Consider the following 26,091-nt stretch of genomic DNA (forward strand, 5'->3'; position numbering starts at 1 on the left):
ATGGAGTTGTTATGCTTTTGGGATTTTTCAGACTGCTGTTCAAGGGGTTATACCGGGTCAGACTGACCGGCGACACGCAGGCTTTATACCAGCAAAAGGTCTTAATTACCCCGAACCACGTCTCTTTCCTCGACGGCATTCTGCTGGCGCTGTTTTTGCCGGTCCGACCGGTTTTTGCGGTCTATACCTCAATCAGCCAGCGCTGGTTTATGCGCGCGCTGACGCCGATTATCGATTTTGTACCGCTGGACCCGACCAAACCGATGTCGATCAAACATCTGGTGCGGCTGATTGAGCAGGGGCGGCCGGTGGTTATCTTCCCGGAAGGGCGAATTTCGGTTAGCGGCTCGCTGATGAAAATTTATGACGGCGCCGCCTTTGTCGCCGCCAAATCGCAGGCGACCATCGTGCCGCTACGCATTGACGGCGCCGAACTGACGCCCTTCAGCCGGCTGAAGGGGCTGGTGAAGCGTCGCCTGTTCCCGCGTATTCAGCTGCATCTGCTGCCGCCCACCCATCTGCCGATGCCCGAGGCGCCGCGCGCCCGCGACCGGCGGAAAATCGCCGGGGAAATGCTGCATCAAATCATGATGGAAGCCCGGATGGCAGTGCGTCCGCGGGAAACCCTGTATGAGTCGCTGCTGGCGGCACAGGACCGCTTCGGCGCGCGCAAACCCTGCGTGGAGGATATCAACTTCCAGCCGGATACCTATCGCAAGCTGCTGACCAAGACTCTGTTTGTCGCCCGTATTCTGGAAAAATACAGCCAGCGGGGCGAAAAGATTGGCCTGATGCTGCCTAACGCCGGCATCAGCGCGGCGGTGATTTTCGGCGCTATCGCCCGCGGGCGTATTCCGGCGATGATGAACTATACCGCCGGGGTGAAAGGGCTCAGCAGCGCGATAGCCGCCGCGGAAATCAACACTATTTTTACCTCACGCACCTTCCTCGATAAAGGCAAACTCTGGCATCTGCCGGAGCAGCTGACTCAGGTACGCTGGGTATTCCTCGAAGATCTTAAAGGTGATATCACCCTCGCTGACAAACTATGGATTTTCGGACATCTGCTGGCGCCGCGTCTGGCGCAGGTTAAGCAGCAGCCGGAAGACGCGGCGATGATCCTCTTCACCTCCGGCTCGGAGGGCAATCCGAAAGGGGTGGTGCACAGCCATAAGAGTCTGCTGGCCAACGTCGAGCAGATCAAAACCATCGCCGACTTTACCGCCAACGACCGCTTTATGTCGGCGCTGCCGCTGTTCCACTCCTTTGGCCTCACCGTCGGCCTGTTGACGCCGCTGTTTACCGGGGCAGAAGTGTTTCTCTATCCCAGCCCGCTGCACTATCGTGTGGTGCCGGAGCTGGTCTACGATCGCAACTGCACGGTGCTGTTCGGTACCTCGACCTTCCTCGCCAACTATGCCCGCTTCGCTAATCCGTATGATTTCTACCGCCTGCGCTATGTGGTCGCCGGGGCGGAGAAGCTGCAGGAGAGCACCAAACAGCTGTGGCAGGATAAATTCGGCCTGCGCATTCTCGAAGGCTATGGCGTGACCGAGTGCGCGCCGGTGGTATCGATTAACGTACCGATGGCGGCGAAGGTCGGCACCGTGGGCCGTATCCTGCCGGGGATGGACGCCCGCCTGCTGGCGATGCCAGGCATTGAGCAAGGGGGGCGGCTGCAGCTAAAAGGGCCGAACATCATGAAAGGCTACCTGCGGGTGGAAAACCCCGGGGTGCTGGAAGCGCCAGCGGCGGAAAACCAGCACGGCGAGAAGGAAGCGGGCTGGTATGACACCGGCGATATCGTCACCTTCGACGAGCAGGGCTATGTTCGCATCCAGGGCCGTGCGAAGCGCTTTGCCAAAATCGCCGGCGAGATGATCTCCCTCGAGATGGTGGAGCAGGTGGCCCTCGGCGCGTCGCCGGACAAAATGCACGCCACGGCGATTAAACAGGACGCCAGCAAAGGCGAGGCGCTGGTGCTGTTTACCACCGATAATGAACTGACTCGCGAAGCCCTGCTGCGCTACGCTCGCCAGCACGGAGTACCGGAGCTGGCGGTACCGCGAGATATACGCTGGCTGAAGCAACTGCCGGTGCTGGGCAGCGGCAAGCCAGACTATGTCACCCTGAAAAACATGGTCGACGAGGCGGAAACAACCCATGAGTGAGTCAGTACATACTAACCCTTCGCTGTACTCGAAAGGGATGCTGGCGGTGATCTGCGCCCAGTTCCTGTCGGCCTTCGGCGACAATGCGCTTCTCTTCGCCACCCTGGCGCTGATGAAGCAGCTCTATTATCCGGAGTGGAGCCAGCCGGTCCTGCAGATGTTGTTTGTGGGCGCTTACATTCTTTTTGCTCCTTTTGTCGGCCAGTTTGCCGATAGCTTTGCCAAAGGCCGGGTGATGATGGTGGCCAACGGTCTGAAGCTGCTCGGCGCCGGCTGCATCTGCTTCGGTGTTAATCCGTTTATCGGCTATACGCTGGTGGGGATTGGCGCCGCCGCCTATTCGCCGGCCAAGTACGGCATTCTCGGCGAACTGACCACCGGCGATAAGTTGGTGAAGGCTAACGGACTGATGGAGTCCTCGACCATCGCGGCGATCCTGCTGGGCTCCATGGCCGGCGGGATCCTCGCCGACTGGCACGTGCTGGCGGCGCTGATCGTCTGCGCGCTGGTCTACGGCGGGGCGGTAGTGGCTAACCTGTGGATACCCAGGCTGCCGGCGGCGCGCCCGGGGCAGTCGTGGCGTTTTAAGCCAATGACGCACAGCTTCTTAAGCGCCTGCCGCACGCTGTGGCGCAACGGCGAAACCCGCTTTTCGCTGATGGGGACCAGCCTGTTCTGGGGCGCTGGCGTGACCCTGCGCTTCCTGCTGGTGATCTGGGTGCCGGTGGCGCTGGGCATTACCAGCAACGCCATGCCTACCTATCTTAATGCGATGGTGGCGGTGGGGATTGTGTTGGGGGCCGGGGCGGCGGCGAAGCTGGTGACCCTGGAGACGGTATCGCGCTGTATGCCGGCGGGAATATTGATCGGTATCGCGGTGATGGCCTTTGCGGTGCAGCAGTCGCTGCTGCCGGCGTTCGGTCTGCTGTTACTGCTCGGGGTGTTCGGCGGGTTCTTTATCGTACCGTTGAACGCGCTGCTGCAGGAGCGTGGGAAACATTCGGTCGGGGCAGGTAACGCCATTGCGGTACAGAACCTGGGCGAAAACGTGGCGATGCTGCTGATGCTGGGGCTCTATTCCCTGGCGGTGAGCGTGGGCGTTCCGCCGGTCGCCGTTGGGATAGGGTTTGGCGCGGTCTTTGCCGTGGCCATCGCCGCGCTGTGGGTCTGGGGGCGGCGTAAATAACCTCCCGGCTTGCGCTGCGCTTAACCGGGCGACGGGTTCATCAATGTCTGCTCTTCGGTAGCCCGGGTGGTGGCGTATACGCCGCTACCCGGGGCTTTGCTTTCTTACGGTGCCGGGTAGGTATAAACCTGATGCACCGCCTCAATCTCCGCTAATACCTCTTCACTCAGCTCAAGCTGCAAACTTTCCACGTTGGCCTGCAGCTGCGCCATGGTCGTCGCCCCCAGCAGGGTGCTGGCGACAAATGGCTGCCGACGCACAAAGGCCAGCGCCATTTGCGCCGGATCGAGGCCGTGGCGTTTGGCGATATCCACATAGGCCGCTACCGCTTTCTGCGACTGTTCGCTGCTGTAGCGCGTAAAGCGGCTGAACAGCGTGTTACGCGCCCCTGCCGGCTTCGCGCCGTTGAGATACTTCCCGGTCAGTGTGCCGAAAGCCAGGCAGGAGTAGGCCAGCAGCTCCACGCCTTCGAACTGACTCACTTCCGCGAGGCCGACTTCAAAGCTGCGGTTCAGCAGGCTGTAAGGATTCTGAATCGTCACGATCCGCGGCAGGTCGTGCTTATCCGCCAGGTGCAGATAACGCATCACGCCGAAGGCGGTTTCGTTCGACACGCCGATGTAGCGGATCTTCCCGGCGCGCTGGAACTCGGTCAGCGCTTCGAGGGTATCCAGCAGGGTCACGGCGGGCGCGGCATCAGCCCAGGTATAACCCAGCTTGCCAAAGCAGTTGGTTGGGCGCTGCGGCCAGTGTACCTGGTACAGGTCGAGGTAATCGGTCTGCAGCCGCTTCAGGCTGGCGTGCAGCGCCTCGCGGATATTTTTGCGGTCCAGGACGTGATTGGGCCGAATGCTGCTGTCGTTATTGCGCGCGGGCCCGCTAACTTTGGAGGCCAGCACCAGCTTTTCGCGATTGCCGCGTTTCGCCAGCCAGTTGCCGACGTAGGTTTCAGTCAGCCCCTGAGTTTCCGGGCGCGGCGGGACGGGGTACATTTCGGCGACATCGATCAGATTGATGCCGTTGGCAACCGCATAGTCGAGCTGCTGATGGGCATCAGCTTCGCTGTTCTGCTCGCCAAAGGTCATGGTCCCCAGCCCGAGGGTGCTGATTTCAAGTGAACTGTGTGGGATACGGTGATACTGCATAGCCAGCTTCCTTTTTATTTATAAGGTCAGGCATTCCCCGACAAAGGAGTATCAACATGGCAGAGGGTGAGAAAAAGAGGAAGTAAAAAATCAAAAAAGCCGGGTGACGAGGAGGGGCGGTGGGTGGAACCCGCGGCGTCCTGGTGTGTCCCGACTCTTCTCAAAAGACTGGTTGTCGGTAAGCGCAGCGTCAACAGAGGCTGGGGCCGACGGGGAAAGATTAACGCTTAATGATTTGCGAAACGTCGTCACGATTGATCTGCATTTTATTACCCTGCTGATCTTCGTAACTGATTAAACCGGTATCGTCATCCACGGTAGGTTTACCGTCGGTCAGGATCATTCGCCCATCTTTGGTCGCCATGACGTAATCGCTGCTGCAACCGGAAACCGAGAACGCCAGTCCTACGGCGGAAATCAATACTGCCCATTTTTTCATCGTCATCACCTCTTGAGTAGCTGCACCCCATACCCGTCTATTAATAGCCTGATTTGTGAGACATAAAAAGCAGTAAAGTCTGAAAAAGGGTTGCAGCCTGTGACCAGGCTGCAATTTTGTGGTTTACAGCGGGTTTTTCTTATTACGCAGCAGGTTAAGGCTCTCCACCGCAATAGAGAAGAACATGGCGAAATAGATGTATCCCTTCGGCACATGAACGTCGAAACTTTCCAGCATCAGGGTAAAGCCGACGAGGATCAGAAACGACAGCGCCAGCATTTTCACCGAAGGATGGCGGTCAACAAAATCGCCGATAGGTCGCGCGGCGAACATCATCACCCCCACCGCAATCACCACCGCCGCCATCATGATGAACAGATGATCCGACAGGCCGACGGCGGTGATCACTGAATCGAGGCTAAAGATGATATCCAGCAGCATGATCTGCACGATAGCGCCGAGAAAGGAGTGGACGTTGGTCTTCAGCCCCTCTTCTTCACCTTCGATAGATTCATGGATCTCTTTACTGGCTTTCCAGATAAGGAATAGCCCACCGAGCAGCAAGATCAGGTCGCGAAACGAAATCTCCTGACCGAGGACGGTGAAGAGCGGGTTGGTCAGTTTCACTACCCAGGCGATAGAGGCCAGCAGCGCCAGGCGCATGACCATCGCGCCCATCAAACCGATCCGTCGCGCGTGGGCGCGCTGGGCGGTGGGGAGCTTGGCCACGACCAGAGAGAGAAAAATAATATTATCGATCCCGAGCACGATCTCCAGCAGCGTCAACGTGCCCAGCGCCAGCCAGGCGTTAGGATCGGTTATCCATGCAAATAACATTGTTCAAAGTCCTGCAAAATAGAAAGCAGCAATTATATGCAAGCCCTAACGCAGAACAAAAAATTAATCGTGTTGTAACAAGAAATGGCGGGCGAGCAGGGCGGCGGTAAAATTCTTTTTCAGGTAAAAGCCGCGCGGCAGCGTCAGGATCGTCTCCCCGTGCGCGCCGATGGCCTCGGTCAGCGCCTTGCTGTTGGCGGCTTTCGGTCTTAACTGCAGCACCTCGCCATGGCGGGCGGTAATGCGCTCAACTTCGCCCAAAACAATGAGATCCATCAGCTCCTCCCAGTCCATGCGCAGCTGGCGCTCCTCGTCTTCGTCCGGACTCCAGAGCAGTGGTGCGCCGACGCGCCGTGCCGCCAGCGGAATGGTGCGCTCACCCTCCACCGGGATCCACAGGACGCGCTGCAGCTTATGCCGCACATGGCTGCTCTCCCAGGTGACGCCGCTATTGCCGGTTAACGGGGCGACACAGACGAAGGTGGTCTCCAGCGGACGCCCCCGGCTGTCAATGGGGATCGTTTTGAGCTCGACCCCCAGCGCGGCGAAATCCTGCTCGGGTTTACTGCCTGCGCTGGCGCCCAGCCATAGCTCCAGCAGAATGCCCGTCCAGCCTTTATCGCGTTTCAGATCGCGCGGAATGGGGATCCCGGCCAGCGCCGCCAGCTCGCCCAGCGAATAGCCAGCCAGCTGACGGGCCTGGGCCAGCAACTGTTCCTGACTTTGCGGCGGCGAGGAGAGAGGGGCGATAGTGGGCATAGGGCGCTACCTTTGGCTAAAAAATGAGCGCTATTTTTGCGCGTTGTGGATAGAGTTTACCGTTTTCTGAGTAACTATACCAATTTCATGATTTATATGAGTTTTTAAACTTATTGCGCCGCGGGTGAAAACCGTGAAAACAGGTTTTCCAGAACTGGTCACTGACAATAAACAGGATCTTACACCATGTTATCCACAGAAAATTGGGATAACTGGGGAAAAGCCTCACTACTGGTTCGATTTACAGCCTTGACGTGCGACGAAAATCGAAATTTTAGAGAAAACCTGCCCGCGGTCTGCGCGTAATCTGTGGATAAAATCGACATTGCTCGATCTTTCATCAGTCAGCGGATCGCATATGTGATGATCGTCACGTTACGTTGTAATAAATGAAAGGAATATATTCTAACTTGATGAATATGCTATCATTATTTTAAGGTGTTAGCGGTGCGATGTTCAGATTACTCCGGGTTTTCCCGGGGTAATTCCGTACTTCTTCACAACTCTATCCACAGAAAAAGTGAATAAAATAGGGCCTAAGCCGCATTCGTTGTTTATAACTCTGGCCATTACTGTGAGTTATTCAAATGTTATCCGTTCTCAGTGTGCGAACAGAGTGGTTTACCGTTTCCGGCGAGTGTGAAACAATCATTCACATTGAAGCTTATCTTGAGGTAGTCCGGTGATTGATGACGATGGCTACCGCCCAAATGTCGGTATTGTAATCTGTAATCGTCAGGGCCAGGTCATGTGGGCCCGGCGCTATGGTCAGCACTCGTGGCAGTTCCCGCAAGGGGGCATAAATCCAGGAGAATCCGCAGAGCAGGCGATGTATCGGGAATTGTTTGAAGAGGTCGGGTTAAGCCGTAAAGATGTGCGGATCCTTGCCTCAACCCGTAACTGGCTGCGTTACAAGTTGCCTAAACGTTTGGTGCGTTGGGACACAAAGCCGGTTTGTATCGGCCAGAAACAAAAGTGGTTTCTTTTGCAGTTGATCGGCAACGATGCGGACATCAATATGCAAACCAGCAGTACACCAGAATTTGATGGTTGGCGCTGGGTGAGTTACTGGTACCCGGTTCGCCAGGTGGTGTCGTTCAAGCGCGACGTCTACCGCCGGGTGATGAAAGAGTTCGCCAGCGTGACCATGTCGCTGGCGGAGAGTGCACCTAAGCCGCAAAGCGCGCCTGCTTATCGACGTAAAAGAGGTTAAGCCACGCACATTATGCTCACTCGGTTGCGAGAAATAGTCGAGAAGGTCGCGAGTGCGCCGCGTTTAAACGAGGCGCTGGATATTCTGGTGACGGATGTCTGCCAGGCGATGGAGACGGAAGTCTGCTCGGTTTACCTGGCTGACAATGACCGACGCTGCTATTACCTGATGGCCACCCGCGGGTTAAAAAAACCTCGCGGGCGCACCGTTGCGCTGGCGTTCGATGAAGGCCTGGTGGGTCTGGTTGGCCGCCTGGCGGAGCCCATCAACCTCGCCGATGCGCAAAAACACCCCAGCTTCAAATATATCCCTGCCGTCAAAGAGGACCGCTTCCGCGCCTTCCTTGGCGTGCCGATCATTCAGCGCCGCCAGCTGTTGGGCGTGCTGGTGGTCCAGCAGCGCGAGCTGCGTCAGTTTGATGAAAGCGAAGAGTCTTTCCTCGTCACCCTCGCCACCCAGATGGCGGCGATCCTCTCCCAGTCCCAGCTGAACGCTCTGTTCGGCCAGTATCGTCAGACGCGCATTCGCGCCCTCCCGGCCTCTTCCGGGGTGGCGATCGCCGAGGGCTGGATGGACGTCAGCCTGCCGCTGATGGAGCAGGTGTATGAAGCCTCGACGCTGGACACCGCCTCGGAACGCGAACGCCTGACCGGCGCGCTGGAAGAGGCGGCTAACGAATTTCGTCGCTACAGCAAACGCTATGCTGCCGGCGCGCAAAAAGAGACGGCGGCGATCTTCGATCTCTACTCGCACCTCCTCTCCGACGCCCGCCTGCGTCGCGAGCTGTTTGCCGAAGTCGACAAAGGCGCGGTGGCCGAGTGGGCGGTCAAAAAGATCATTGAGAAGTTCGCCGAACAGTTTGCCGCGCTCAGCGACGGTTATCTGAAAGAGCGGGCCGGCGATCTGCGTACCCTGGGTCAGCGTCTGCTGTTCCATCTCGACGACAGCATTCAGGGGCCCAACACCTGGCCGGCGCGCATTATCCTCGTGGCGGACGAGCTGTCGGCCACCACCCTTGCCGAAGTGCCGCAGGATCGTCTGGTCGGTGTGGTGGTGCGCGATGGCGCCGCCAACTCCCATGCCGCCATTATGGTACGCGCCCTCGGGATCCCGACGGTGATGGGCGCCGATATCCAGCCCTCTCTGCTGCATGGCCATACGCTGATTGTCGATGGCTATCGCGGTGAGCTGCTGGTGGATCCCGAACCTGTTCTGTTGCAGGAATATCAGCGCCTTATTAGCGAAGAGAACGAGCTCAGCCGCCTGGCGGAGGACGATCTCCAGCGCGCGTCGGAGCTGAAAAGCGGCGAGCGGGTGAAAGTCATGCTCAACGCCGGCTTAAGCCCGGAGCACGAAGAGAAGCTCGGCAGCTTTGTTGACGGCATTGGCCTCTACCGTACCGAAATTCCCTTTATGCTGCAGAGCGGCTTCCCCTCTGAAGAGGAGCAGGTCGCCCAGTATCAGGGCATGCTGCAGATGTTTAACAGCAAACCGGTGACCCTGCGTACCCTGGACATCGGCGCGGATAAACAGCTGCCGTATATGCCGATCAGCGAAGAGAACCCGTGCCTCGGCTGGCGCGGGATCCGCATCACCCTCGATCAGCCGGAGATCTTTTTGATCCAGGTGCGAGCGATGCTGCGCGCCAACGCCGCCACCGGCAACCTCAGCATTTTGCTGCCTATGGTGACCAGTCTGGAGGAGGTGGATGAGGCCCGTCGGCTGATCGACCGCGCCAGCCGGGAAGTAGAAGAGATGATCGGCTACGCCATCCCACGTCCGCGCCTGGGGGTGATGCTGGAGGTCCCGTCGATGGTCTTTATGCTGCCGCAGCTGGCCAGTCGGATCGATTTTATCTCGGTAGGGACGAACGACCTGACCCAGTACCTGCTGGCCGTCGACCGCAACAATACCCGGGTCGCCAGCATGTATGACAGCCTGCATCCGGCGGTATTGCGGGCGCTGGCGATGATCGCCCATGACGCGGAGCGCTTTGGCATCGATCTGCGACTGTGCGGCGAGATGGCGGGCGACCCGATGTGCGTGACGATCCTTATCGGCCTCGGTTATCGCCATCTGTCGATGAACGGCCGCTCGGTGGCGAGGGTGAAATATCTGCTGCGCCGCATTGATATCGAAGAGGCGCAGGAGCTGTCGCGTCGCAGCCTTGATGCCCAGATGACCGCTGAGGTGCGCCATCAGGTGGCGGCCTTTATGGAGCGTCGCGGTCTCGGCGGCCTGATCCGCGGCGGGCGGTAGCGGTAGCCCGGGTGAGGCGTAAGCCGTAACCCGGGGATCCTCTGCTCGCACCATCCGGCAAAATAGGGTACCGCCGGGAAAACGGCATTCTGTTAGCATCCGTATACATATCTTTTACACGTTCGGCGCGGATCGCACTCCAGGCTTATGCTATGATTCGCCTCCTTCGGCGTGCCCGTTTTTATCGGGCATAGATCATCACCGCTGTCCACTTTCGGCGGAATAACAAGTCTTTATGGTGACAGATGAATAGTGGCTACCTGCATTTTCCGGAGTTCGATCCGGTCATTTTTTCTCTAGGCCCGGTCTCCCTCCACTGGTACGGTTTGATGTACCTGGTGGGCTTTGTCTTTGCGATGTGGCTGGCCACCCGTCGGGCGAATCGTCCGGGCAGCGGCTGGACGAAAAATGAAGTGGAAAACCTGCTCTACGCGGGCTTCCTCGGCGTCTTCCTGGGCGGCCGTATCGGCTACGTGCTGTTTTACAACCTGCCGGTATTTCTTGCCGATCCGCTGTATCTGTTCCGCGTCTGGGACGGCGGCATGTCGTTCCACGGCGGCCTGATCGGCGTGATCCTGGTGATGATTATCTTCGCCAGACGCACCAAACGCACCTTCTTCCAGGTCTCCGATTTTATCGCGCCGCTGATCCCGTTTGGCCTTGGCGCCGGGCGTCTGGGTAACTTCATCAACGGTGAGCTGTGGGGCCGCGTGGACCCGAGCTTCCACTACACGATGATTTTCCCGGGCTCCCGTGCCGAAGACCTGGCGCTGCTGCCGACGCATCCGGAATGGCAATCGCTGTTCGATACCTACGGCGCGCTGCCGCGTCACGCGTCGCAGCTGTACGAGCTGGCGCTGGAAGGCGTGGTGCTGTTCCTGATCCTGAACCTGTTTATCCGTAAACCGCGCCCGACCGGCTCCGTTTCCGGTCTGTTCCTGATTGGCTACGGCCTGTTCCGCATCATCGTGGAATTCTTCCGCCAGCCCGACGCCCAGTTCACCGGCGGCTGGGTGCAGTACATCAGCATGGGGCAGATTCTTTCGATCCCGATGGTGCTTGCGGGTATCATCATGATGGTTTGGGCTTACCGCCATCGTCCGCAGCAACAGAATTCTTGAGGAACCATGAAACAGTATCTTGATTTGATGCAGAAAGTGCTCACCGAGGGCACGCCAAAAAATGACCGCACCGGCACTGGCACGATCTCTATTTTCGGCCATCAGATGCGTTTTAACCTGCAGGAAGGCTTCCCGCTGGTGACCACCAAGCGCTGTCATTTACGCTCCATCATCCATGAACTGCTGTGGTTCATGCAGGGCGACACCAACATCGCCTATCTGCACGACAACAACGTCACCATCTGGGACGAGTGGGCAGATGAAAATGGCGACCTGGGGCCGGTCTACGGCAAACAGTGGCGTTCCTGGCCTGCGCCGGACGGTCGTCATATCGACCAGATCACCACGGTGATGAACCAACTGAAAAACGACCCGGACTCCCGCCGGATCATCGTCTCGGCGTGGAACGTCGGCGAGCTGGATAAAATGGCGCTGGCGCCGTGCCACGCCTTCTTCCAGTTCTACGTCGCTGACGGCAAGCTCTCCTGCCAGCTGTATCAGCGCTCCTGCGACGTATTCCTCGGCCTGCCGTTCAATATCGCCAGCTACGCGCTGCTGGTGCATATGGTGGCGCAGCAGTGCGATCTGCAGGTCGGTGATTTCGTCTGGACCGGCGGCGACACCCATCTGTACAGCAACCATCTTGAGCAGACCAACCTGCAGTTGAGCCGCGAACCGCGTCCGCTGCCGAAGCTGGTCATCAAACGCAAACCGGCGTCGATTTTCGACTACCGTTTTGAAGACTTCGAGATTGAAGGTTACGATCCGCACCCGGGCATTAAAGCGCCGGTGGCGATTTAACCCCCCCTGCAGAGATGATCAACCGGCGCCCGATGGCTCCGGTTTTTTTATGCCTTTTGCACCATCAGAATGGAGGCTATCTCCATAGCCACAGGGATAAGGTCGCTTCAGCCTGCCCACTGCCCCCCCGGCGGTTGCGGTGGGCGAAGTTGGGTAGACGCTCGCAAAAAAATGTTCCTCTGTCGAGTATGCAAACCTTTTTTGCGTATCTGGCCGGGAAAGCTATTTTCCGTCGTCGCGCCAGGGTCAACCGCCGCGGCATACTCGACGCCATGAACAGAGAACATGGCTACACCCTGATGGAAACCCTGGTAACGCTGACACTGATGATGATCCTCAGCGTCGGCGGCCTGTACGGCTGGCAGCGCTGGCAGCAGCAGCAACAACTGTGGCAAACCGCCGTCCAGGTGCGGGATTTTCTGCTCTTTCTGCGCGATGACGCCAACGCGTACAACCGGGACCGAGTGCTTCGCGTCGGCCAGGACGAAGTGGGCTGGTGCCTGAGCGCGGAGGGGGAGGGGCCGGAATGCGCCTCGGGGACATCCTTCACGCTGCGCCCGCGCTGGCCGGGGATCACGCTGGCTGGCGTTACGCCTGGTCTGGGGTTTTATGGTCTGCGCAGCACCGCCTGGGCGGGGAATCTGCGGCTGCAGAGCGCGGCCGGCAGCTGGAGCATTGTGATCTCACACTGGGGGCGGATTCGTTTATGCCGCAGCGACAGCGCAGGAGGGTGTCAGTGAACAGTCGAGGATTTTCCCTGGCGGAGGCGCTTATCGCCATGGCCATCGGCTCGCTGCTGCTGATGGGGGCCTGCCGTTTTCTGCCTGCCCTGCAGCGTCATATTCTGCGCCAGGGCGAACAGCTGGCCCTGGAGAACGAGCTGTGGCAGCGCGTGCATGCCGTGGGAAAACATCTCCAGCGCGCCGGGTACTGCCGGGGAGCGTGCGGCGGAGCCGGGCTGGAGCTAGCCGCTGATGGCGAGTGTCTGATTGTGCGCTGGGATGCGAACAGCAACGGGAGATGGGAAACCTCCCCCGCGGCAGCGGCGGAGAGCACCGGCTTTCGCCTGCGCGACGGCGCGCTGGAGACCTTGCGCGGGGCCAGCGACTGCCGCGGGGGCGGATGGGAGAAAATCACCAACCCGGCCGCCATCGTGGTGACGCGCTTCTCGGTACAACGTCAGGTCACCTCGGGCTTCGCGCCGGAGCTGAGCGTGACGCTGGCGGCGCGCTCCGCGCAACAGAGGGGCCTGACGAGCGAGGTTGAGCAGCGGGTGACGGGGTATAACCTGTGAGCCGTCAGCGTGGAATGTCGTCGCTGCTGATGGTGCTCCTGTTGCTGACCCTCGGCAGCCTGTTACTCGAGGGGCTTAACCTGCAGCAGCGGGCGCTGCTGGCGCAAACCGCCAGCGAAACGCAGGCGATCCGCGATACGGCGATAGCCCATTCGGCGCTGCAGTGGGGAAAACAACAGGCCTGGTCGGCGCAGCTGCCGCTGGCCTGCCGGGAGCAGACGCCGCAGGGCTGGCGCGCCTGCTTGCGTATCTTCGGCGACGGTTCACTGTTGCTCAGCAGCGCCAGCGGCGAGGTGCAGGTCTGGCAGTCCGGCGAGGTGCGCGGCGGGCAGGTGCGTTTTTCCGCCCACGGCTGGAGCGATTTTTGCCCGCTCAGGGAGGCGAGCTTATGTCAAATGCCCTGAAGCATCAGCGGGGGTTTAGCCTGCCGGAGACCGTGCTGGCGATGGCGCTGATGGTGCTGACGGTCACCGCGCTGGGCGGCTATCAGCGCGGAATGGCGCAAGGAATTGTCCAGTTGAACCAGACCCGTCAGCTGTGGCGCGACGCGTGGCGCTATAGCCAGCTCTCCGCGCCGCCCTCGCCGGCACGCGGGCAGGTAAGCCGTATGCAGACATCGACGCAAAGATGTGTCAGCATCACGGTAACGATCAGTATGCCCGTTGCCAAGCGGGTGCAGATGACCCGGCTGCATTGCCCGGTCAGTCAGTAGTCAGGAGCAATTATGTTAAGGGTATACCACTCAAACCGGCTGGATGTTCTCGAGGCGTTGATGGAATTTATCGTCGAGCGCCAGCGGCTGGATGACCCTTTTCAGGCCGAAATGGTGCTGGTGCAGAGTACCGGTATGGCGCAGTGGCTGCAGATGACCCTGGCCTCGCGCTTCGGAATTGCCGCCAATATCGAGTTCCCGCTGCCGGCGAGCTTTATCTGGGACATGTTCGTGCGCGTCCTGAAAGATATTCCTGGCGAAAGCGCCTTCAGCAAGCAGAGCATGAGCTGGAAGCTGATGACCCTCCTGCCGCAGCACCTGGAGGAAGACGATTTTATCTTGCTGCGCCAGTATCTGAGCGATGACGGCGACAAGCGCAAACTGTTTCAACTCGCCGCCCGGGTGGCGGACCTCTATGACCAGTACCTCGTCTATCGCCCGGAGTGGCTGATGCGCTGGGAGGCCGGCCAGCGGGTGGAAGGTCTCGGCGATGCCCAGCAGTGGCAGGCGCCGCTGTGGCAGGCGCTGGTGAGCTATACCGCCGAGCTGGGGCAACCGCAGTGGCACCGCGCCAATCTCTACCAGCGCTTTATCAGTACCCTGGAAAAAGCGGACGAACCGCCCGCCGGGCTGCCGTCGCGCGTCTTCATCTGCGGGATTTCCGCGCTGCCGCCGGTCTATCTTCAGGCGCTGCAGGCGTTGGGTAAGCATGTCGATGTCTATGTCTTGTTTACCAACCCCTGCCGCTACTACTGGGGAGACATTAAGGATCCGGCGTTCCTGGCGAAGCTGCTGTCGCGCCAGCGGCGCCATCACCGCGAGGTGCGCGCGCTACCCCTGTTTCGCGACACCGAGCAGGCGCCGGGGTTGTTTAATGACGCTGGGGAACAGGATGTCGGCAACCCGTTGCTCGCCTCCTGGGGCAAACTGGGGCGCGACTATATCTACCTGTTGGCGGGGCTGGAGCGCTATGAGGAGCTGGACGCCTTTGTCGATATTGCCCCCGATAACCTGTTGCATAACCTGCAATCGGATATCCTCGAACTGCGCAACGCGGCGGTGGCCGGGCAGAGCGCAGAGGCGTTCGCTCACAGTCGCGACAAACGTCCGCTGGCGCTGGATGACCGCAGCCTGAGCATTCACGTCTGCCACAGTCCGCAGCGCGAAGTGGAGGTTCTGCACGATCGGCTACTGGTGATGCTGGAGGCGGATCCGACGCTCACGCCGCGGGATATCATCGTCATGGTGGCGGATATCGACAGCTACAGTCCCTATATTCAGGCGGTGTTTGGCGCGGCCAGCGGCGATCGCTGGTTGCCGTGGGCGATCTCCGACCGTCGCGCCCGCGAGTCGCACCCGGTGCTGCAGGCGTTTATCACGCTGCTCTCGCTGCCGGACAGCCGCTTCGCCAGCGAAGATGTGCTGGCGCTGCTGGACGTGCCGGTGCTGGCGGCGCGCTTTAATATCACTGAAGAAGGGCTGCGCTACCTGCGCCAGTGGGTGAACGAGTCCGGCGTCCGCTGGGGAATGGATGACGACAACGTCCGCGAGCTGGACCTGCCGGCGACCGGGCAGCATACCTGGCGGTTCGGCCTCACCCGCATGCTGTTGGGCTACGCGATGGACAGCCGCGAGGGAGAGTGGCAGTCGGTGCTGCCGTATGACGAATCCAGCGGTTTGATCGCCGAACTGGTGGGCAACCTCGCGTCGCTGCTGATGCAGCTTAATCTGTGGCGACGCGGCCTTGCCCAGCAGCGGCCGCTGGCGGAGTGGCTGCCGGTCTGTCGCGATCTGCTGAATGACTTTTTCCTGCCGGACAGCGAGACCGAAGCGGCGCTGGCACTGATTGAGCAACAATGGCTGGCGGTTATTGATAGCGGTCTGGAAGCACAGTATGGCGACCAGGTGCCGCTGACGCTACTGCGCGATGAGCTGGCCCAGCGTCTCGATCAGCAGCGGATCAGCCAGCGCTTTCTTGCTGGCCCGGTCAACATCTGTACCCTGATGCCGATGCGTTCGATCCCCTTTAAGGTGGTGTGCCTGCTGGGGATGAATGACGGAGTCTATCCGCGAACGCTACCGCCGCTGGGCTTTGATTTAATGAGCCAGAAGCCGCAGCGCGGCGACCGCAGCCGGCGCGATGATGACCGCTATCTGTTCCTCGAAGCGCTGATGTCCGCCGAACAGACGCTGTATATCAGCTATATCGGACGTTCGATCCAGGACAACAGCGAGCGCTTTCCTTCGGTGCTGGTGCAGGAGCTGGTGGATTACATTGGCCAGAGCCACTGTCTTGCTGGCGACGAAGAGCTTGACTGCGACGCCAGCGAAGCCCGGGTCAAAGCCTATATCACCCATCTGCATACGCGCATGCCGTTCGACGTCGCTAATTTCCAGGAAGACGAGAACAAGAGCTACGCTCGTGAATGGCTGGCCGCCGCCGGCCAGCAGGGAGAGGCGCATAGCGATTTTATACAGCCGCTCACCGCGCCGCCGATTGACAGCCTGCCGTTCGAGCAGCTCTTACGCTTCTGGCAGCACCCGGTTCGCGCGTTCTTTCAGCAGCGTTTGCGGGTCAATTTCCGCGCCGAAGAGGACGATATTCCAGACGACGAGCCCTTCACTCTTGAAGGGCTGAGCCGTTATCAACTGAATCAGCAACTGCTCAATACGCTTATCGAGGAGCAGGACGACTCAGCCATGTTCCGCCGCTTCCGCGCCGCCGGCGAGCTGCCGTATGGCGCCTTTGGCGAGCTGGTCTGGGAGACGCAGCGCCTGGAGATGCAGGCTCTGGCCGAGCGGGTGATGGCCGAGCGCCAGCAGGCGCAGAGTATGGAGATCGATCTGCAGTGCGGCGGCGTGAACCTGACCGGCTGGCTGCAGCAGGTGCAGCCGGACGGTCTGCTGCGCTGGCGGCCTTCGCTGCTGAGCGTCTCCCAGGGGATGCAACTTTGGCTGGAACACCTTGTCTACTGTGCCAGCGGCGGCACCGGCGAGAGCCGGCTGTTTGTGCGGAAAGAGGGAGAGTGGCGCTTCCCGGCGCTGGCGCCCGCCGAGGCGCAGGCGTACCTTAATGCGCTGGTGGATGGCTATTTGCTGGGGATGTCGCAGCCGCTGCTGCTGCTGCCGGAAAGCGGTGGCGCCTGGCTGAAAGCCTGTTACGACGCCGAAAAGGATGTCATCTTAATGGACGAAGAGACGCAGCAGAAAGCGCGGAGCAAATTCCTGCAGACCTACGAAGGTAATATGGTGGTCAGCGGGGAGGGCGCCGATATCTGGTATCAACGCCTGTGGCGTTCGCTGGAGCCGGCGCATTACGAAGAAATTATTGCTCAGACGCAGCGTTATCTGTTACCGCTATATCGTTACCATCAGTCCACACAAATTTAAATAGTATAAAAATTGCGCAGTGAATGGCGGTTCATTTATTATGCGCAACGTATCACGGACTGATGGACATAAAAGGCTGCACGCTGTGCAGCGCAAGTTTGTTAATGATGAGGTTCGTGAATGCCCCGCAGTTTATGGTTCAAGGTTTTTGTTGTGCTGGCCGCCCTCTGGGCGCCGTTTAGTCAGGCCGACACCGGATGGCAGCCGATTCAGGAGACGATCCGCAAAAGCGAAAAAGATACGCGTCAGTATCAGGCGATCCGCCTTGATAACGACATGGTCGTGCTGCTGGTTTCCGATCCGCAGGCGGTGAAATCGCTGTCGGCGCTGGTGGTGCCGGTGGGATCCCTGCAGGATCCGGCCGATCATCAGGGGCTGGCGCATTTTCTGGAACATATGACGCTGATGGGGTCGCAAAAATATCCCCAGCCTGACAGCCTTGCAGAGTTTCTTAAACTGCACGGCGGCAGCCATAACGCCAGCACCGCGCCTTACCGCACCGCGTTTTATCTCGAAGTGGAAAATGATGCGCTGGACGGGGCCGTAGACCGCCTGGCCGACGCCATCGCCGCGCCGCTGCTGGATAAAAAATATGCCGACCGCGAACGTAACGCGGTCAACGCCGAGCTGACGATGGCCCGGACGCGAGACGGGATGCGCATGGCCCAGGTCAGCGCGGAGACCATCAACCCGGCCCACCCGGCGGCCCACTTCTCCGGTGGTAACCTCGAGACGCTCAGCGATAAGCCCGGCAGCCCGGTACTTGATGCGCTGCATACCTTCCGCGATAGCTGGTACTCCGCCAACCTGATGAAAGCGGTGATCTACAGCAACAAGCCGTTGCCGGCGCTGGCGCGGATGGCTGCTGACACCTTTGGCCGCGTGCCGAATCGTCAGATCAGCAGGCCGGAAATTACCGTCCCGGTGGTAACGGATGCGCAAAAAGGCATCATTATTCACTATGTGCCGGCGATGCCGCGCAAAGTGCTGCGCGTCGAGTTTCGCATCGACAACAACAGCGATCGCTTCCGCAGCAAAACCGATGAGCTGGTCACCTATCTCATCGGCAACCGCAGCCCGGGCACGCTCTCCGACTGGCTGCAAAAGCAGGGGCTGGCGGAAGGTATCCGCGCCGATTCCGATCCGGTGGTAAACGGCAACAGCGGCGTACTGGCGATCTCTGCCACCCTCACCGATAAAGGCCTGGCGCACCGCGACGAAGTGACGGCGGCCATTTTCAGCTATCTCGACCTCCTGCGTACTCAGGGCATCGACAAACGGTACTTCGATGAACTGGCGCATGTGCTGGCGCTGGATTTCCGCTATCCGTCGATCAACCGCGACATGGACTACGTGGAATGGCTGGCGGATACCATGATCCGGGTGCCGGTCGAGCATGCGCTGGACGTGGTGAATATTGCCGACCAGTACGACCCGCAGGCGATCAAAGACCGGCTGGCGATGATGACCCCACAGAACGCCCGTATCTGGTATATCAGCCCCCAGGAGCCGCATAACAAGACGGCCTATTTTGTCGATGCGCCGTATCAGGTGGATAAGATTAGCGAGCAAACGTTCGCTGACTGGCAGCAAAAATCGCAGGCCATCCAGCTGCAGCTGCCGGTGCTCAACCCCTATATTCCGGATGATTTCACCCTCATCAAAAGCGATAAAGCCTGGCCGCATCCGCAGCTGATCCTTGATGAACCGACGCTGCGGGTGGTGTATGCCCCGAGCCAGTATTTTGCCAGCGAGCCGAAGGCGGATATCTCCCTGGTGCTGCGTAATCCCCAGGCGATGGACAGCGCTCGCCGGCAGGTGATGTTTGCCCTCAACGATTATCTCGCCGGCATCGCCCTCGATCAGCTCAGTAACCAGGCGGCGGTCGGCGGCATTTCGTTCTCCACCGGCGCTAATAACGGATTAATGGTTAATGCCAACGGCTATACCCAGCACCTTCCGGCACTGTTCAGCGATCTGTTGCAGGGATACTTCAGCTATACGCCGACCGAGGAGCAGCTGGAGCAGGCCAAATCCTGGTATGCGCAGATGATGGACTCCGCCGAGAAAGGCAAAGCCTACGATCAGGCGATAATGCCGATCCAGATGGTCTCCCAGGTGCCGTACTTCCAGCGCGAAGTGCGCCGGGCGCTGCTGCCCTCCATCACTCTTAAAGAGGTGCTCGACTACCGCGCCAACCTGAAAACCAAGGGGCGTCCTGAACTGATGGTGATCGGCAATATGACCGCCGATGCCGCCACGACGCTGGCCCGCCAGATCCAGCAGCAGCTGGGCGCTGACGGCAACGAATGGTGCCGCAATAAAGACGTGGTGGTGAACCGGCAGCAGCTGGCGATCTTCAACAAAGCGGGCAACAGCACCGACTCCGCGCTGGCCGCGGTGTTCGCGCCGCCCAACGTGGATGAGTTCAGCAGCACCGCCGCCAGCACCCTGCTGGGGCAGATTATTCAGCCGTGGTTCTACAACCAGCTGCGTACCGAAGAGCAGCTCGGCTACGCGGTCTTTGCCTTCCCGATGAACGTGGGGCGCCAGTGGGGCATGGGCTTCCTGCTGCAGAGTAGCGATAAGCAGCCGGCCTTCCTCTGGCAGCGGTTCCAGGCCTTCTTCCCCACCGCGGAGGCGAAGCTGCGGGCGATGAAGCCGGAAGAGTTTGCTCAGCTCCAGCAGGCGGTGATAAGCCAGATGCTGCAGGCGCCGCAGACGCTGGGCGATGAAGCCTCGAAACTGAGCAAAGATTTCGATCGCGGTAATATGCGTTTTGATTCACGTGATAAAGTAGTGGCTCAGATTAAACTGCTGACGCCGCAAAAACTTGCCGACTTCTTCCATCAGACGGTGGTGGATCCGCAGGGCATGACGATATTGTCCCAGATTTCCGGTAGCCAGAATGGCAAAGCGGACTATGCCCAGCCGAAAGGCGGCAAAGTGTGGGAAAACGTCAGCGCATTGCAGCAATCCTTACCCCTGATGCGAGAGAATGAATGACCGACACCGCTGAGTCTTTGGATCCCCTGCGCTTGCCCCTGAGGGGCGAGCGCCTGATAGAAGCCTCTGCGGGCACCGGAAAAACCTTTACCATCGCCGCGCTGTATCTGCGGCTGCTGCTGGGGCTGGGCGGCGAGTCCGCCTATTCCCGCGCTATCAGCGTCGAAGAGCTGCTGGTGGTGACCTTTACCGAGGCGGCGACCGAAGAGCTGCGCGGGCGTATCCGCAGCAACATCCACGAACTGCGCATCGCCTGCCTGCGCGGCGAATCCGACAATCCGCTCTACAGCGCGCTGCTGGCGGAGATCGATGATAAAGACGACGCCGCGAAGACGCTGCTGCTGGCTGAACGGCAGATGGACGAGGCGGCGGTATTCACCATCCACGGCTTTTGCCAACGGATGCTGAGCCTTAACGCCTTCGAGTCGGGCATGCTGTTCGAGCAGCAGCTGATCGAGGATGAATCCCGCCTGCGCTATCAGGCCTGCGCTGACTTCTGGCGCCGCCACTGCTATCCGCTGACCCGTGATATCGCGGCGGTGATCCACGACGTCTGGAAAGGGCCGCGCGATCTGCTGAAGTCTCTTGACCGCTGGCTGCAGGGCGAAGCGCCGCAGCTTAAGTCGCCGCCGGCCCCCGACGAGACGCTGGCCGAACGCCATCAGCAGATCATCGCCCGCATTGACTCGCTCAAGCAGCAGTGGCGCGAGCAGGTGGGCGAGATCGAAGGCGTGCTGGAAAATTCCGGGCTCGACCGGCGGAAATACAATCGTGGCAACCAGGGCAAATGGCTTGAGAAAGTGAACGCCTGGGCGCAGGAAGAGACGTTAAGCTACCAGCTGCCCGACGCGCTGGAGAAATTTGCCCAGTCGTTTCTGCTCGAGCGCACCAAAGCCGGTGGCGAACCACCGGTGCATCCCCTGTTTAGCGCCGTGGAGTCGCTGCTGGCCTCCTCGCTGACGCTCACCGATCTGGTGCTGGCGAGAGCGATGGTCGAGATCCGCGATGCGGTCGCCCGCGAAAAGTGCCGCCGCGGCGAGCTGGGGTTTGACGATATGCTCAGCCGGCTTGACGAGGCGCTGCGCGGCGACAGCGGCGAGGCGCTGGCCAGCGCCATTCGCCAGCGTTTTCCGGTGGCGATGATCGACGAATTTCAGGACACCGACCCCCAGCAGTACCGGATTTTTCGCCGCATCTGGCGCCAGCAGCCGGAGACGGCGCTGCTGCTGATCGGCGATCCGAAGCAGGCCATCTACGCCTTTCGCGGCGCCGATATCTTTACCTATATGAAAGCGCGCGGCGACGTTGCCGCGCACTACACCCTCGATACCAACTGGCGCTCCTCGCCGGGCATGGTGGGCAGCGTCAATCGGCTGTTCAGCCTCAGCGATAACCCCTTCATGTTCCGCGAGATCCCGTTTCTGCCGGTGAAGGCGGCGGCAAAGAATCAGGGGCTGCGCTTTACCGTTGACGCGGCGGACGTACCGGCGATGAACGTCTGGCTGATGCCCGGCGACACCGTCGGGTCTGGCGATTATCAAACGTTTATGGCGCAGCTCTGCGCCACGCAGATCCGCGACTGGCTGAGCGCCGGGCAGCAGGGGCGCGCGCTGCTGTGGCGCGGGGAAACCTCGCGCCCGGTGCAGGCCTCGGATATCACCGTGCTGGTGCGCAACCGGCTGGAGGCGGCGCAGGTGCGTGAAGCGCTGCAGACGCTGGGCATCCCCTCGGTCTACCTCTCTAACCGCGACAGCGTTTTTGAGACGCTGGAGGCCCAGGAGCTGCTCTGGCTGCTGCAGGCGGTGCTGGCCCCGGAGCGGGAAAATACCCTGCGCAGCGCGCTGGCGACCTCGATGTTTGGCCTGACCGCGCTGGATATTGAAAACCTGAACCAGGATGAGCAGGCGTGGGACGCGCTGGTGGAAGAGTTCAGCGAATACCGCCAGATCTGGCGTCAGCGCGGAGTGATGCCGATGCTGCGGGCGTTGATGACGGCCCGGCATATCGCCGAGAATCTGCTGGCGACCCGCGGCGGCGAGCGGCGCTTAACCGACATTCTGCATATCAGCGAACTGCTGCAGGAGGCGGCCAGCCAGCTGGAAAGCGAGCATGCCCTGGTGCGCTGGCTGGCGCAGCATATCGCCGAGCCGGACAGCAACGCCGCCAGCCAGCAGATGCGTCTCGAAAGCGATAAGCACCTCGTGCAAATTGTCACCATTCACAAGTCAAAAGGGCTGGAGTACCCCCTGGTCTGGCTGCCGTTTATCGCCCGGTTTCGTAAACAGGACCAGGCGTTCTACCACGATCGCGAGACGTTCGCGGCGGTACTGGATCTGGGCCAGGATGAGGCCAGTCTCGAGCTGGCGGAGGCGGAACGGCTGGCGGAAGATCTGCGCCTGCTATACGTCGCCCTGACCCGTGCGGTCTGGCACTGCAGCCTCGGCGTGGCGCCGCTCAGCAGCCGGAAATCCGGCAACAGCGATTTCCACCTCAGCGCGCTGGGGCGGCTGTTGCAGGCGGGCGAAGCCATGGACGCCGCCGGGCTGGCCGCGCGGCTGGCGGACTTCTGTCATGGCGATATTGCATTACAGAGACCGGGCGAGCTGGATCTGACCCCGTGGCAGGCGCCCGCGGCGACCATCCCCCCGCTGTCGGCGCGCGAGCTGCAGCGCCGCATCGCCGACGACTGGCGGGTGACCAGCTACTCCGGACTGCAACAGCATGGTTTCAGCGGCGGGCAGGATCTGCTGCCGCGTCTGGATGTCGATGCCGCCGGCGTCGGCGAAGTCGTGGAAGAGCCGCAGCTGACTCCGCACCAGTTTCCGCGCGGCGCCGCGCCGGGGACCTTCCTGCACAGCCTGTTTGAGGAGCTGGACTTCACCCAGCCGGTGCCGGACGGGTGGATGGCGGAGAAGCTGCAGCTGAGCGGGTTTGACGCGCAGTGGGCGCCGGTGCTGACCGACTGGCTGGGGGGCGTGCTGAAGACTCGCCTGCCGGGAGCGGATATTGCGCTCAATCAGCTTGCGGCGCGGGATAAACAGGTGGAGATGGCGTTTTATCTGCCTATCGCTCAGCTGCTGACGGCGGAGCGCCTTGACGCGCTTATCCGCCAGTACGATCCCCTCTCCGCCGACACGCCACCGCTGGATTTCCGCCAGGTGCGTGGCATGCTGAAGGGCTTTATCGATCTGGTCTTCCGCCACGAAGGCCGTTATTACCTGCTGGATTACAAATCCAACTGGCTGGGGGAAGACCGCGAGGCCTACACCCGGCCGGCAATGGAGCAGGCGATGCGTGCCCACCGCTACGATCTGCAGTATCAGTTGTACAGCCTGGCGCTGCACCGCTATCTGCGCCACCGGCTGGCCGATTATGACTATGACCGCCACTTCGGCGGCGTGATTTATCTTTTCCTGCGCGGCATGGACGGGCAGGAGGGGGGGCAGGGGATCTTCACCACCCGGCCGGTGAGACCGCTGATTGACGGTCTGGATCAGCTTTTTGCCGGAGAAACTCAGGAGGAGGCCTCATGACTTTCGAACAATTACTGCTGGCGGCGGTGGAGCAGCGTCTGCTGCGGCCGCTGGACGTCCAGTTTGCCCTGATGGTGGCGCAAAACGACCCGCCGGCGGTCATGCTGGCGGCGGCCTTGCTGAGCCGGGATGCTGGCGAGGGGCACGTTTGCCTGCCGCTGTCGCGGTTGAGCGGCGACGAGGCGCTGAGCGGAAAAGCGGGGGAGATCCGCGATCGGCTGCTGGCCGAAGCCGGCGCGCCGGAGGACTGGCCCGCGCTGCTGCTCGCTTCGTCGGCGGTGAGCTGCGGCGATGCTCCGGCGCCGATGATTTTGTGCGGCGACCGGCTCTATCTGAACCGGATGTGGCGCAACGAGCTGACCGTCGCCCGCTTCTTTAACGAAGCCAACCGGGTGCTGGAGATGGATGAGGCGCGGCTGGCGTCAACGCTAAATGCGCTGTTTCCCGCCACTGGCGAAACCGACTGGCAAAAAGTGGCCGCGGCGGTGGCGCTGACCCGCCGTATCTCGGTGATCTCCGGTGGTCCCGGGACCGGGAAAACCACCACCGTGGCGAAGCTTCTGGCGGCGCTGATCCAGATTGACGACAGTCCACGCTGTCGTATTCGCCTGGCGGCACCGACGGGGAAAGCGGCGGCGCGCCTGACCGAATCGCTGGGCGCGGCGCTGAGAAAGCTGCCGCTGACCGATGCGCAGAAAGCGTTAATTCCCACCGAGGCCAGCACGCTGCATCGTCTGCTGGGCGCCCAGCCCGGCAGCCAGCGCATGCGCTATCACGCCGGCAACCCGCTGCATCTGGATGTGCTGGTCGTGGATGAAGCCTCGATGATTGACCTGCCGATGATGTCGCGGCTTATCGACGCGCTGCCGGCCCACGGGCGGGTGATTTTCCTCGGCGATCGCGACCAGCTGGCCTCCGTGGAAGCGGGGGCGGTGCTGGGGGATATCTGCGCCTGGGCGAGCTCGGGCTACACTGCCGCGCGGGCGCAGGAGCTGACCCGGCTGACCGGTTCGCCGGTGCCGGCGGGCGAGGGGGCTATCGCTGGCGCGCTGAGAGACAGCTTGTGCCTGCTGCAAAAGAGCTATCGCTTCGGCAGTCACTCCGGCATCGGGAGCCTGGCGCGGGCGGTGAATGCTGGCGCGCGCGCGGAGGTGAAGGCCACGCTGCGCCAGCCGTTTGACGATATCGCGCTTCATCCCCTCAGCACGACTGAAGAGTACGAGGCCATGCTCGGCGCGGCCCAGCAGGGCTATGAACGCTACCTGCAGCTGCGCCGCGAGCGGGCCGAACCGCAGGCCATGCTGGCCGCTTTCAGCGAATTCCAGCTGCTGTGCGCGCTGCGTGAAGGGCCGTACGGCGTGAGCGGCGTCAATGAGCGGCTGGAGCAGCGGCTCAACCGCCAGCGGGCGATCGCCCTGCCGCGCCACTCCCGCTGGTATGACGGCCGACCGATCATGATATCGCACAACGACAGCGCGCTGGGGCTGTTTAACGGCGATATCGGCATAGCGCTGGAGCGCAACGGCGAGCTGCGGGTGTGGTTCCTGATGCCCGACGGCACCATCAAGTCGGTGCAACCGAGTCGCCTGCCGGAGCATGATACCGCCTGGGCGATGACCGTGCATAAATCGCAGGGCTCCGAGTTCGAACATGCGGCGCTGATCCTGCCAGCGCGCAGCGTCCCGCTGGTGACCCGCGAACTGGTCTACACGGCGATCACCCGCGCGAAACAGCGATTGTCGCTCTATGCCGACGAGCAGGTGCTCTCCCAGGCCATTGTGACGCGAACCGAGCGGCGTAGCGGCCTGGCGGAGATTTTCGCCGGGCGCGAAGCCCCCTGAGACGCCGCATCCGGGCGATGGAAAATGCTGCAGCCCGTTGCCCGGAATGGCAGAAAAATCAGTAGCTGAAGACCAGGGGGATGAGCCAGAGCACCGATATCGAGTTCATGGCGCAAAAGCGGACTGCCGCGCCGCTGGCCAGCGGTGGGGTGGAACAGCGGGCACAAAAAATCACCAGCGAGGAGATGAGAACATTAAGGCCGGATGTCAGGGCCAGCAGGAATAATATCGCGATGGCGGCGTCGAGTGCGGCATAACCATGCTGATGATGGCGCTGGTTATCCCAGAGGAGCAGTATCATCAGCAACCACGGATAGAGGGCGACCGTGGCGGTAATGAGGTTGATATGTCTGACCAGCCAGTTCGGTTTGGTTTCCATTATTT

At 60.8% G+C, this 26,091-nt stretch carries 20 protein-coding genes; 14 read left to right on the plus strand and 6 right to left on the minus strand.

Annotated elements, in window-relative coordinates; genetic code table 11:
- Positions 1–11 precede the first annotated feature (11 nt).
- On the plus strand, positions 12–2,171 hold the full coding sequence (aas, locus tag HMPREF3096_RS11070) for a bifunctional acyl-ACP--phospholipid O-acyltransferase/long-chain-fatty-acid--ACP ligase (RefSeq protein ID WP_012540651.1): 2,160 nt from the start codon (positions 12–14) through the stop codon (positions 2,169–2,171).
- Positions 2,164–3,357: a lysophospholipid transporter LplT gene (gene lplT, locus HMPREF3096_RS11075; RefSeq protein ID WP_032731205.1), complete on the plus strand. Its 1,194-nt coding sequence runs from the start codon at positions 2,164–2,166 to the stop codon at positions 3,355–3,357. The genes aas and lplT overlap by 8 nt, the downstream gene beginning before the upstream one ends.
- Before the next feature lie 104 nt (positions 3,358–3,461).
- On the opposite strand, the gene HMPREF3096_RS11080 is transcribed toward lplT, so the two are convergent.
- The 5 genes from HMPREF3096_RS11080 to HMPREF3096_RS31775 all read right to left on the minus strand — a co-directional run bounded on the left by HMPREF3096_RS11080 (position 3,462) and on the right by HMPREF3096_RS31775 (position 6,766).
- Positions 3,462–4,502, minus strand: coding sequence for an NADP(H)-dependent aldo-keto reductase (locus tag HMPREF3096_RS11080; RefSeq protein ID WP_008806332.1), 1,041 nt, complete (start codon positions 4,500–4,502; stop codon positions 3,462–3,464).
- 220 nt (positions 4,503–4,722) lie between these two features.
- Positions 4,723–4,941, minus strand: a complete 219-nt coding sequence (locus tag HMPREF3096_RS11085; protein ID WP_002915974.1) for a YgdI/YgdR family lipoprotein — start codon at positions 4,939–4,941, stop codon at positions 4,723–4,725.
- A gap of 123 nt (positions 4,942–5,064) precedes the next feature.
- Positions 5,065–5,778 carry a TerC family protein gene (locus tag HMPREF3096_RS11090; RefSeq protein ID WP_004205441.1) on the minus strand — a complete coding sequence of 238 codons (714 nt, stop codon included), beginning with the start codon at positions 5,776–5,778 and terminating at the stop codon, positions 5,065–5,067.
- Between the two features lie 63 nt (positions 5,779–5,841).
- Entirely contained in the window at positions 5,842–6,537 is a 696-nt protein-coding gene (mutH, locus tag HMPREF3096_RS11095) for a DNA mismatch repair endonuclease MutH (protein ID WP_008806331.1), read from the minus strand.
- 85 nt (positions 6,538–6,622) lie between these two features.
- On the minus strand, positions 6,623–6,766 hold the full coding sequence (locus tag HMPREF3096_RS31775) for a hypothetical protein (RefSeq protein WP_012540652.1): 144 nt from the start codon (positions 6,764–6,766) through the stop codon (positions 6,623–6,625).
- Positions 6,767–7,219: 453 nt separating this feature from the next.
- Here HMPREF3096_RS31775 and rppH point away from each other — a divergent pair, with 453 nt between their 5' ends.
- The 12 genes from rppH (at position 7,220) to recD (ending at position 25,707) form a co-directional block, all read left to right on the plus strand.
- On the plus strand, positions 7,220–7,750 hold the full coding sequence (rppH, locus tag HMPREF3096_RS11100) for an RNA pyrophosphohydrolase (RefSeq protein WP_004205443.1): 531 nt from the start codon (positions 7,220–7,222) through the stop codon (positions 7,748–7,750).
- 12 nt (positions 7,751–7,762) lie between these two features.
- Positions 7,763–10,009: a phosphoenolpyruvate--protein phosphotransferase gene (gene ptsP, locus HMPREF3096_RS11105; RefSeq protein ID WP_008806330.1), complete on the plus strand. Its 2,247-nt coding sequence runs from the start codon at positions 7,763–7,765 to the stop codon at positions 10,007–10,009.
- Between the two features lie 245 nt (positions 10,010–10,254).
- Complete coding sequence (lgt, locus tag HMPREF3096_RS11110; protein WP_002915934.1) at positions 10,255–11,130, plus strand: prolipoprotein diacylglyceryl transferase; 876 nt, start codon at positions 10,255–10,257, stop codon at positions 11,128–11,130.
- 6 nt (positions 11,131–11,136) lie between these two features.
- Positions 11,137–11,931 carry a thymidylate synthase gene (gene thyA / locus HMPREF3096_RS11115; protein WP_032731204.1) on the plus strand — a complete coding sequence of 265 codons (795 nt, stop codon included), beginning with the start codon at positions 11,137–11,139 and terminating at the stop codon, positions 11,929–11,931.
- Between the two features lie 188 nt (positions 11,932–12,119).
- Positions 12,120–12,671 carry a prepilin peptidase-dependent protein gene (locus HMPREF3096_RS11120; protein WP_016161770.1) on the plus strand — a complete coding sequence of 184 codons (552 nt, stop codon included), beginning with the start codon at positions 12,120–12,122 and terminating at the stop codon, positions 12,669–12,671.
- The gene (locus HMPREF3096_RS11125; RefSeq protein WP_023298179.1) at positions 12,668–13,225 is read left to right on the plus strand and encodes a prepilin peptidase-dependent protein; all 558 of its coding nucleotides are present in this window, start codon (positions 12,668–12,670) and stop codon (positions 13,223–13,225) included. Before HMPREF3096_RS11120 ends, HMPREF3096_RS11125 begins: the two co-directional genes overlap by 4 nt.
- Positions 13,222–13,629: a DUF2509 family protein gene (locus tag HMPREF3096_RS11130; protein WP_032691242.1), complete on the plus strand. Its 408-nt coding sequence runs from the start codon at positions 13,222–13,224 to the stop codon at positions 13,627–13,629. The genes HMPREF3096_RS11125 and HMPREF3096_RS11130 overlap by 4 nt, the downstream gene beginning before the upstream one ends.
- Complete coding sequence (locus HMPREF3096_RS11135; RefSeq protein ID WP_008806325.1) at positions 13,614–13,937, plus strand: prepilin-type N-terminal cleavage/methylation domain-containing protein; 324 nt, start codon at positions 13,614–13,616, stop codon at positions 13,935–13,937. Before HMPREF3096_RS11130 ends, HMPREF3096_RS11135 begins: the two co-directional genes overlap by 16 nt.
- 12 nt (positions 13,938–13,949) lie before the next feature.
- On the plus strand, positions 13,950–17,327 hold the full coding sequence (gene recC, locus HMPREF3096_RS11140; RefSeq protein WP_032731202.1) for an exodeoxyribonuclease V subunit gamma: 3,378 nt from the start codon (positions 13,950–13,952) through the stop codon (positions 17,325–17,327).
- A 120-nt stretch (positions 17,328–17,447) separates the two neighbouring features.
- Entirely contained in the window at positions 17,448–20,333 is a 2,886-nt protein-coding gene (gene ptrA / locus HMPREF3096_RS11145) for a pitrilysin (RefSeq protein ID WP_008806323.1), read from the plus strand.
- On the plus strand, positions 20,330–23,866 hold the full coding sequence (recB, locus tag HMPREF3096_RS11150; protein WP_032731201.1) for an exodeoxyribonuclease V subunit beta: 3,537 nt from the start codon (positions 20,330–20,332) through the stop codon (positions 23,864–23,866). The genes ptrA and recB overlap by 4 nt, the downstream gene beginning before the upstream one ends.
- Entirely contained in the window at positions 23,863–25,707 is a 1,845-nt protein-coding gene (recD, locus tag HMPREF3096_RS11155; protein WP_032731200.1) for an exodeoxyribonuclease V subunit alpha, read from the plus strand. The genes recB and recD overlap by 4 nt, the downstream gene beginning before the upstream one ends.
- A gap of 58 nt (positions 25,708–25,765) precedes the next feature.
- Here recD and HMPREF3096_RS11160 read toward each other — a convergent pair whose 3' ends face one another.
- Complete coding sequence (locus HMPREF3096_RS11160) at positions 25,766–26,086, minus strand: hypothetical protein (RefSeq protein ID WP_032731199.1); 321 nt, start codon at positions 26,084–26,086, stop codon at positions 25,766–25,768.
- Between the last annotated feature and the right edge of the window lie 5 nt (positions 26,087–26,091).

It is taken from the genome of Klebsiella sp. HMSC25G12 (assembly GCF_001807705.1).
Classification (GTDB): Bacteria; Pseudomonadota; Gammaproteobacteria; order Enterobacterales; family Enterobacteriaceae; genus Klebsiella; species Klebsiella variicola.

What these genes read in the sequence shown, in the direction of transcription:
- aas (WP_012540651.1), top strand. Translation starts at nt 12, where the DNA reads ATGCTTTTGGGATTTTTCAGACTGCTGTTCAAGGGGTTATACCGGGTC.
- lplT (WP_032731205.1), top strand. Translation starts at nt 2,164, where the DNA reads ATGAGTGAGTCAGTACATACTAACCCTTCGCTGTACTCGAAAGGGATG.
- HMPREF3096_RS11080 (WP_008806332.1), bottom strand. Translation starts at nt 4,502, where the DNA reads ATGCAGTATCACCGTATCCCACACAGTTCACTTGAAATCAGCACCCTC.
- HMPREF3096_RS11085 (WP_002915974.1), bottom strand. Translation starts at nt 4,941, where the DNA reads ATGAAAAAATGGGCAGTATTGATTTCCGCCGTAGGACTGGCGTTCTCG.
- HMPREF3096_RS11090 (WP_004205441.1), bottom strand. Translation starts at nt 5,778, where the DNA reads ATGTTATTTGCATGGATAACCGATCCTAACGCCTGGCTGGCGCTGGGC.
- mutH (WP_008806331.1), bottom strand. Translation starts at nt 6,537, where the DNA reads ATGCCCACTATCGCCCCTCTCTCCTCGCCGCCGCAAAGTCAGGAACAG.
- ptsP (WP_008806330.1), top strand. Translation starts at nt 7,763, where the DNA reads ATGCTCACTCGGTTGCGAGAAATAGTCGAGAAGGTCGCGAGTGCGCCG.
- lgt (WP_002915934.1), top strand. Translation starts at nt 10,255, where the DNA reads ATGAATAGTGGCTACCTGCATTTTCCGGAGTTCGATCCGGTCATTTTT.
- thyA (WP_032731204.1), top strand. Translation starts at nt 11,137, where the DNA reads ATGAAACAGTATCTTGATTTGATGCAGAAAGTGCTCACCGAGGGCACG.
- HMPREF3096_RS11120 (WP_016161770.1), top strand. Translation starts at nt 12,120, where the DNA reads ATGCAAACCTTTTTTGCGTATCTGGCCGGGAAAGCTATTTTCCGTCGT.
- HMPREF3096_RS11135 (WP_008806325.1), top strand. Translation starts at nt 13,614, where the DNA reads ATGTCAAATGCCCTGAAGCATCAGCGGGGGTTTAGCCTGCCGGAGACC.
- recC (WP_032731202.1), top strand. Translation starts at nt 13,950, where the DNA reads ATGTTAAGGGTATACCACTCAAACCGGCTGGATGTTCTCGAGGCGTTG.
- ptrA (WP_008806323.1), top strand. Translation starts at nt 17,448, where the DNA reads ATGCCCCGCAGTTTATGGTTCAAGGTTTTTGTTGTGCTGGCCGCCCTC.
- recB (WP_032731201.1), top strand. Translation starts at nt 20,330, where the DNA reads ATGACCGACACCGCTGAGTCTTTGGATCCCCTGCGCTTGCCCCTGAGG.
- recD (WP_032731200.1), top strand. Translation starts at nt 23,863, where the DNA reads ATGACTTTCGAACAATTACTGCTGGCGGCGGTGGAGCAGCGTCTGCTG.
- HMPREF3096_RS11160 (WP_032731199.1), bottom strand. Translation starts at nt 26,086, where the DNA reads ATGGAAACCAAACCGAACTGGCTGGTCAGACATATCAACCTCATTACC.